Source organism: Acinetobacter sp. YH12219, from assembly GCF_013417875.1.
In the GTDB taxonomy this organism is placed as follows: Bacteria; Pseudomonadota; Gammaproteobacteria; order Pseudomonadales; family Moraxellaceae; genus Acinetobacter; species Acinetobacter amyesii.
This window is the reverse complement of sequence record NZ_VPDC01000043.1, coordinates 1-8,077: the sequence shown is the minus strand read 5'-3', so window position 1 is coordinate 8,077 and position 8,077 is coordinate 1. Positions and strand designations below refer to the sequence as shown.

Genomic DNA, 8,077 nt, shown 5'->3' with positions numbered 1-8,077 from the left:
AAAAACAAGGCTTGCAGTTTCGAAAGAGATATCATGCTTTTTCTGATTCTTTCGATTCTTAGCCTCATCCCATTCAAAATACTGTTCCATAAAAAACATTCAAATTTGTATATACAATAATGTATCACAAAATTGTATCACTCGAGCTGAAAAGCGTAATTTTTAGTCAAAATTATTGGCAAAATATTTCAAAACTGCTCACAAAAAAGCCGACTTGTTTCAAAATCGGCTTTTCGCTCATTTTTGGATTTTTCTTGTTTCATTAAGTACTTGATTTTTATATTAATATACAAGTGTACTTCGTATAATCGCCATTATGTTAAATCGTTGAATCAGCATCTTGTAAAAGAAGTAGTAAAGGATTCTATTTGTCCATTTTCTGAAACGTATTCATCAATTGAATACAATTTATTATCAATCAGAACATAGTGAACTTTCTCTTGTTCCCTATAAAGACTTCCTGGTTCTTCACTATGAAATGTATATCTAAATCCTACACCGTATAGTTCATTAGCAGGGCTCTCAATAAATTGGGTAATGTTTATGTGAGAATATCCCTCGTACCGCTCATCCTTAATCTGATTTACTTCACTATTTTTTATACTTAAAACTCTGAAATCATCACCATTCACGATGCCACGACAAGCGGCTCTGTCAGTTCCCCATTTACCAATAAATATTGTACTGATCTGTGAGGCATATGCTGAGTTAAAAAATATTATTGGTAAGAGAACGACTAAAAAAAATTTCATAAAAATGCTTTTCAATGGTTAATAAAAATTAATTAACTGCTAGTTAAAGGCTAGCAGTTAACTTTCTCATTATTTTGGAGTTAATACGGATTTTAAAATCGCACTACTTTGCGATGATGTCTGAGTTGTAGAGGCATCTTCATCCCCGATTTCTAATACATCTAATCTTTTCTCTGGCCCATAATAAGACAAAAATTTATTTTTCTTTGTGTCCCAAGCTAGGTAACTTTCGTTGTACTCAGATATAAAGCGATAACCATCTTTCGTTTTTTTAAGTTCTAAGCCTTCTCGACCTAACCAATAATTCAGTACATGTTCATATTGACCATCTTGGTTCTGAAAATAGATGTCAACAAAACCATCACTATTTCCTGTGAACATAGAAACAGCGCCTTCACAGGTAACTTCTGATGATTTAATTATGTAATCTTTTAAGCCATCAGCATTGAAGTCAACGTTAACTATAAAACCTTTATCAAAAGTGATCTTCGGATTTTTTCTAGGGATCTCTGGGTCTTCGGAGATTTGTTTGCAACTATCTACGTAATGACTTTCAATTTCTGTTTTGATCTCAGATGGAAGGTTATTGAAAGGAATCGCCTTATTTATGACAGTGATTCCAGAAATTGCATTTGTGCAAAAAAAAGCTGTTAATAAAGAAACCCCAAAAACTATTTTTTTCATGAAAACTCTATAAATTTTAATAAAATAGATTGTTATTCTATCAAATAAAAATGGTATTTTTATGGAAATTTATATTGTAGATTTCCTAAAATTAACATAATACGCATTATACGAAATGCACTATAATTAACCTTAGAAATCAATACTGTAGTTTCCAGTTTATAGCCCGAACATCCCTGTTCGGGCTTTTTTTATGATTTTTCATGTTCCACGCTTATTCTTTGACCAATGTTTCACGACTTTGTTCATATCAGTTAAACAATCGTGGTTAATCATAGGGTCTAAAAAAACGGCTCCAAAAGCCTCTTTTCGGTTGCTCCGGTTCAACATGCTCCGGTACAGGAATACGCTTATTTTCTGTCTGCTCCGGAGTAGTCAATCCGTCATGTTTGTCGTTATCTACATTCAATGTAGATTCTACTTGAGATGGACTAGATTGAGCTGAAGTTGGTGTGGGATGAACCTGAGTTGGCTTCATTTCAATTAGGGTAAGTAATGTATCGATACGAGAATTTGCTTTAGCTTCGCGATCTTCTGCTTTTTCTAACTGTTTCTTTAGAAAATCGATCTGATTCTTTAGTTCAATAACTGTATTGTCTGTGTATTCAGGTGTATTTATAGTTTGTGTTGGAGACGTATCAGTGTGTTTTGAGTGTTTTCCACTAAAAGGTTCACCGTAAACGCGGAGTAACTCAGAGAAGTCGATAGAGCCATCATGATCACGACTTAACACCCCATTTTTTATATCTTTATAAAGTGTAGCACGAGATTTCTTATACAGTGTGGCTGCATCACTAACACTGTATTTTGTACTTGTTTTCATAGTGTATTGCTGTGTATTTAGGATACGTATTGAAGAATACAATAAGTGTATTCTTCAATACACTCAAGCTTTAAACCCTAAGTTCTTTAAGTGTGGCAAAAACTGCTGTTGTTGGTGAGGGTTTCTAAGCATATCCTTAATTTTAGCAGCTAAAATCTCATAACTTTCACCTTCTGAGGCTAAATGGGAAAGCTCATGTAAACGTGATAATTGATTCCCGAATAGATTAATTTGAGCATCAGATAGCTGATAAAAATCTTTCGAGGTATGTGTTATGGATTTAGATTTTTCTTTAAAAGAAAAGATAATATGAGTGACTTTACGCCCTGTTTTTTTCTGCTCAAAAGTGACTTTTAGAGGGCTGTATTCATTGATTTGGTCTATAGCAGTGTCAATTACTCGTTTCTTGAAATCAGCGAATAATGGGTACTTTTTACCGAGTTCTAACATTGTCCGTAAACTCTCAACAGAAATTTCACGCTTACCTATTTGCCGATATTGAACCAGTAGTTCATAGATACGAATACCGTATCCACTATTGATCCCAGCAATGTCTGATAAGGCATATTTGGTGAATTCTCTACTTAGATTGGAAATGAATGGCAGAATGGGTTTTGAAAAACGGATTCCAATGACACTTTGACTATCTAAAAATTGGATTTCTTGCACCCATCTCATTTTTATAGATTTATCATCAATACTGAGATTAATAGACCTCTCATAGAGTCTATTAATACCTTCCTTTAAATCTCTGTATGCAGTTTTCTCATGTACGCCCAATTGTTTTAATTCATCGACGCTAACAGGGTATAACTCATCATCTGTAATAAGCTGATTTTTGGGAATCCGTGAAATGGCAGCTAAGACAATTCGTTGCTCTACGGCACTTAATTGATACGATGCTTCTATTACTTGATTTGATTTTACAACGTGATTTTTATTCAAAACAAAACCATTGATTTTTCTAATATATGACAAATATATACTTGTCATAGTTGGTAGTCAATCCGTCATAGTTAAGTAGTCAATCCGTCATAGTTAGTAGTCAATCCGTCATAGTTAGTAGTCAATCCGTCATATTTAAACGCTGAAACCTTTGCTATATAAGGCACAGAGACAACTGAAAAGATTTAAAAGATTTAAAATATATTAAAAAGGGAAGAATGAAAAATTGCCCTTGGTTTTCGCTACGCTCAAACTCTATTGAACTTCGCTAAAGCTCAGTTCGTTGGGGCAATTTTTTGGCTAATACCAATCTGGAATTTAATAAAAAGCAAAAGCAACTCGGAATTCGCTTCGCTCATAAATTTTTTATGCTCGCTTCGCTCGATCTAGGTTTAAAGATCTGCATCTAATTTCTTATTGTTCTAAGTTTTCATTTTTAAAAAAATGTTTTTCAGAGAGTCTAGGCGCGACTTTTCTTTGTGTCGCTCGTAGACACTCGCTAAAAACTATTGTAAATCGTCATATTTTGCGTTTTTAGCTCTGTTTACAGGTTTTTATAGTGATAGGTAATTTAAAAATAAAAGAAGCTTAAATCGCAAATAAGAGCGTTCTATGGTGATTAATCAAATTGGTGAAAACCAATTTTGAAATTGATATCTGCATGTGCTGACGCTCGATTTATGGAACTCTTATTTATACATTTACCAAAATTGATCAAAAAAAACGCTATTTTATAAAAATGGTGTTTTTTATTCTTTTTTAATCAAAGATAAACTTTTATGCTTTCCGCATAAAAGGTATATTTTGATTAGATAATGATCTACTACACAACAACGAAAACAGACTGTCTTCTCAGTCTTATGCAATGCATTTCGAATGGAAGGGCTAAGTTTTGGTTTTCTGATACTGTGCTTTTTTCAAAGTTCCATCATGTGCTTCCAAAATTAATTTTGAAGTATGGCCTCGATCTGACTGAATCTGAGCGTAAGAAAAAATCGGACTACGGGGAACCAGTATGGAGTCTGGTCATCAATTATGATCCAGCCAAAAGTGAGGTATTCCAGTTTTGGTTATTTACCACAGGCTACAGAGAAGCGCGAAGAAGTAAGCTGACGCTAAAAGAAATACTCGCCAAAAATTCGAGCATGGTACAGAAGCAAAAGTTGAATAGTCTTTTGACAACCAAAAGAGAAAAACTGTTGCGCTATGGGGATTATGTACTGGGACAATACATTGAGTTTAGTGATCTTAAGCCACAATTTTCTCGGGTTTATTATCATCCTGAACGCTTTGGCGTTATTTTTAATGTTCATGCCAAGCGTGTAAAAACTATTGATAGTAACCAAGATCTGGTTTATCGGGTGTTTAAGCCTTTTGATGCCTCTGATGTCAGGCGTTTTTCCAGTATTCAACGTATTTTCGGCTTTGCTTTTTTAGAAAATGAACATACACGTTGGAATCAGGCATCCGTGAGTGCATTTTTACTGCAACGGTTTGGAATTAAATTTAACGATGACGTGAGCTATAACGAGCGGTTGAAAGAGCTAACTCGTGCATTACGCGGGGTTCGTAAAAAGCATTTGGAGTTTTTTCAACGATATTCTCAGAAGAAAATCCGTTTTACCTGGTATCTATCGCAAGAATTTATGCAGTCGGCAACGCGGGAGTTGAATAAAAAAATTGATTTAATTTCGACTGAACAGGCTGATCGTTTGAAAGAAGCCACTTTTAGATTGAGTTCTAAGGGAACTTTTCATGGTACACGTCATCAAATTGGCACGTTACAGGCTAAAATGAGATCGATATTAAATGCCCGAAATCCCGAGCAGAAGAAGCTGAATCAAATGTATTTTCCAAAAAACTTACACTATGTACGCTTCACTGCCAAGAAGGCTTGGAGTATGAAAGAGTTTGAAGTGGCTTGTCGAAATGCAGATCAGATTTATTTGAATAAACGGAATAAGCGAAAGCCTAAAGATCAACGATTAAGAAGAGACAGAAAAAAATGCTAAAGCTTTTTTTCTTAAATTTCGCATAAGAGATTTTATGTTAAATGACCCTATTTCTGCTATTTTTTCTAGAGTCATTACCACGAAATATTATGTTTTTAATTTTAGGAAAATCACAATACAACCTATGGGTATATAACATCAGTTTTTTAATAAAAAAGCACCCTATGAGGACAATGCCGGTCAGTTAAGAATTAAAAAACTAAAATTATGCTCAATAAGACATAAATTTAGATTTATTTTTAATCCCAATCTCCTTAACTGGCTGGCATTACCCTGCCCTGCTTTTGCTTAACGTATTAAAAAAATACGTTCAAATACTGGTTTCAATTGTTGAGCACCCGTTAACGTCAAATGATTACTATCAAAGTAGTAAGGCTTATTGTCTGTACTTTTGATAGCACAGTCAGGTTGACATAGAACAGTATGAACATCATATGCTTTAAATATTTGATATTGATTTTTTAATACATTAATTTGTGCAAAATATTCTGCATTTTTAGCTAAATATTTTTGCTCGTTCATACCCTTAATTTGATCTAAATATAAAAGTTTTGGAATAGAGTCTTCATAAACTGGTACAGGTAAAATTAAATCAATCTTAATGTCTTTTTGATCCGCTAATTTTAATACTTCTTCTAAAGTTTCAACTTTTAAAGACTTTGGTGAATAATGTAGAACAATATTCTTAATATTTAATTTTACTGCTTCATTAATGAGTGATTTCACTGTTACCGAATTATCCATTAATGGCGTATTTGACACCATAAAATAGGTGTTCATCTTGTGAGTACTTGCAACTTCGACAAAGGCTTGTTTAATTGAGTCAGCATGACTATTACCAACCAATAAAACTGAACGATCAAAACTTTCTTCATTAATTTTGCAGCTAATCGCATTTGGATTTGTGATGCGTACGATCTTACCGCAACGATAAACAGCTCGGTCGTTTAAACCTGCAAAGATATTTTGGTCATTTTGGTTATAAATTATACTTGGTGCGATTTTCGTTGCACCAACCAAAAGTAAAATTGACACCAAAGACGTAGCGTAAACTTTACTTGCACTATTAATTCGTCTTGTTTCAACATATCTATGCATTAAAACTGATGTAACAATAATCAAACCGAGCAAAATTGCTTTATCTACATAATTTTCTGGATATAAAATTGTTCCTGAAAATGGCTCATATAAATAAAGTACAATAATTGGGAAATGTACTAAATAAATTGAATATGAATAATCACCAATTTTAGCTAAGAAGTTCCCAAAACTACTCTCTTGCAACACTTTAGGTAAACCGCAGCTGAGAACTAAGCTTGTCGCAAAACATACCAGTAATGCATAAAAACTTGGATGTGCCTCTAAACGATTTAATGACTGTCCATCTACACGAATAAATGGAATAGCACATAATACAATGAGTCCAATTAAACCTAGCCATTGATAATTTTGAGTCTTAATATTACCTTCGTTTGTTAAATAATAAGCAATAATAAATCCAATTAAGAATTCCCAAATTCTTAAAGGCATCATAAAGAATGATGTTTTTGGTGAAATCCCGACAATGAAAACGCAACTTAAAAAAGAGCCAATTAAAACTAATGGTAAAAAAATCTTAGATTTTCTAAAGAACCATACGAGTAATGGGACAATCAAATAAAATTGAATTTCTACACCCAATGACCATAAATGTAATAAGGGATTAAAATCAGTTTTACTAAAATATGAGTTCTGCATCCAGAACCCAAAATTATTTGCAAAGAAAATACTATAAATCGACTGAGTGGCAACTTGCCCTAGCTCAGAAGGTAAAACAATAAATATCGATGCAATTAATGTTATTGCTACTGTTGTGAAGTAAGCAGGAAGGAGTCTTTTTGCTCGACGTTCAAAGAATTTTTTAGTTTCACCCGTCTTATAAAGGATAGCCATCAAGAAACCACTGACAACAAAAAAGACATCTACCCCTAAAAAACCACTCTCAATTCCAGCTACTTCCAAGTGGAAAAGTACGACAAATATTACAGCCAATGCTCTAAGTATTTGTATATCATTTCTTTTTTGCATAATCATATCAAGTTAAAATTTTGATGGATTATATAATATGGATCACCAATTAATTTTTAATTTATAGGAGTTTTCTTGAAAAGATTTACCTAATTTTGAGATTATTATTTAAGTTTCTCTAAAATTAACATAGTACACGTATACGCAGTCAAAAATGGGAGCCTAAGCTCCCATTTTTATTGATGATTTTTTAATTCTTTTAGCATAGCATCCCGTAAGATTTCATTCATACGTGTCTGATAACCTTTGCCTTGAGCTTTAAACCATGCAAGTACGTCAGCATCTAAACGAATAGATGTTTGTTGCTTCACTGGACGATAAAATTGCCCATGACGAATAGCATTACTCCAGTCGGTGATTTCAGGAATATCAGATAAATCTAATAATTCGTCTGGTACAGTTCCTTTAGCAAGCAAGTGTTCAATTTCAGCATCTTGCTTGTCGCTGAAATTTTCATTTAGCTCTTTGCGTGTATATCTAACCATGCTCATATTGATTTCGCTCCGCCTTAGTTACCTGTCTTGCACTAATGATTCGTATGATTTCACAATCATCTTCATCAAAGATGGTGTGAGCTACTAGTAGCATTAGTACGCCTTTTACTTTTCCAATGGTTTGCCAACGTTCTTCACCATCGGTATGTCTGTCCTGGATTGAGATCCTCAGCGGATCTTCAAAAACAAGGCTTGCAGTTTCGAAAGAGATATCATGCTTTTTCTGATTCTTTCGATTCTTAGCCTCATCCCATTCAAAATACTGTTCCATAAAAAACATTCAAATTTGTATATACAATA

8 protein-coding genes and 1 pseudogene are annotated in these 8,077 nt (G+C 33.5%); 1 reads left to right on the top strand and 8 read right to left on the bottom strand.

Annotated elements, in window-relative coordinates; translation table 11 throughout:
- The 5 genes and pseudogenes from FTV04_RS16150 to repM all read right to left on the bottom strand — a co-directional run.
- Window positions 1-90, bottom strand: a pseudogene (locus FTV04_RS16150) (BrnT family toxin); the annotation flags it as partial.
- A 242-nt stretch (window positions 91-332) separates the two neighbouring features.
- The gene (locus FTV04_RS16145; RefSeq protein WP_179991645.1) at window positions 333-752 is read right to left on the bottom strand and encodes a hypothetical protein; all 420 of its coding nucleotides are present in this window, start codon (window positions 750-752) and stop codon (window positions 333-335) included.
- A 69-nt stretch (window positions 753-821) separates the two neighbouring features.
- Complete coding sequence (locus FTV04_RS16140) at window positions 822-1,436, bottom strand: hypothetical protein (RefSeq protein WP_180090383.1); 615 nt, start codon at window positions 1,434-1,436, stop codon at window positions 822-824.
- 268 nt (window positions 1,437-1,704) lie between these two features.
- The gene (locus FTV04_RS16135) at window positions 1,705-2,259 is read right to left on the bottom strand and encodes a plasmid replication DNA-binding protein (protein ID WP_180090381.1); all 555 of its coding nucleotides are present in this window, start codon (window positions 2,257-2,259) and stop codon (window positions 1,705-1,707) included.
- Window positions 2,260-2,322: 63 nt separating this feature from the next.
- The gene (repM, locus tag FTV04_RS16130; protein ID WP_180090379.1) at window positions 2,323-3,252 is read right to left on the bottom strand and encodes a replication initiation protein RepM; all 930 of its coding nucleotides are present in this window, start codon (window positions 3,250-3,252) and stop codon (window positions 2,323-2,325) included.
- Window positions 3,253-4,064: 812 nt separating this feature from the next.
- Here repM and FTV04_RS16125 point away from each other — a divergent pair.
- Window positions 4,065-5,216 (top strand): hypothetical protein, encoded by a 1,152-nt coding sequence (locus tag FTV04_RS16125; RefSeq protein WP_180090385.1) that lies wholly within the window; start codon window positions 4,065-4,067, stop codon window positions 5,214-5,216.
- Between the two features lie 288 nt (window positions 5,217-5,504).
- On the opposite strand, the gene FTV04_RS16120 is transcribed toward FTV04_RS16125, so the two are convergent.
- From FTV04_RS16120 to FTV04_RS16110, 3 genes are all read right to left on the bottom strand, one after another.
- Entirely contained in the window at window positions 5,505-7,283 is a 1,779-nt protein-coding gene (locus FTV04_RS16120) for an acyltransferase family protein (RefSeq protein ID WP_180090377.1), read from the bottom strand.
- A 176-nt stretch (window positions 7,284-7,459) separates the two neighbouring features.
- Entirely contained in the window at window positions 7,460-7,774 is a 315-nt protein-coding gene (locus FTV04_RS16115; protein ID WP_180090375.1) for a BrnA antitoxin family protein, read from the bottom strand.
- Window positions 7,761-8,048: a BrnT family toxin gene (locus FTV04_RS16110; RefSeq protein ID WP_005267800.1), complete on the bottom strand. Its 288-nt coding sequence runs from the start codon at window positions 8,046-8,048 to the stop codon at window positions 7,761-7,763. Before FTV04_RS16110 ends, FTV04_RS16115 begins: the two co-directional genes overlap by 14 nt.
- Window positions 8,049-8,077: the final 29 nt, after the last annotated feature.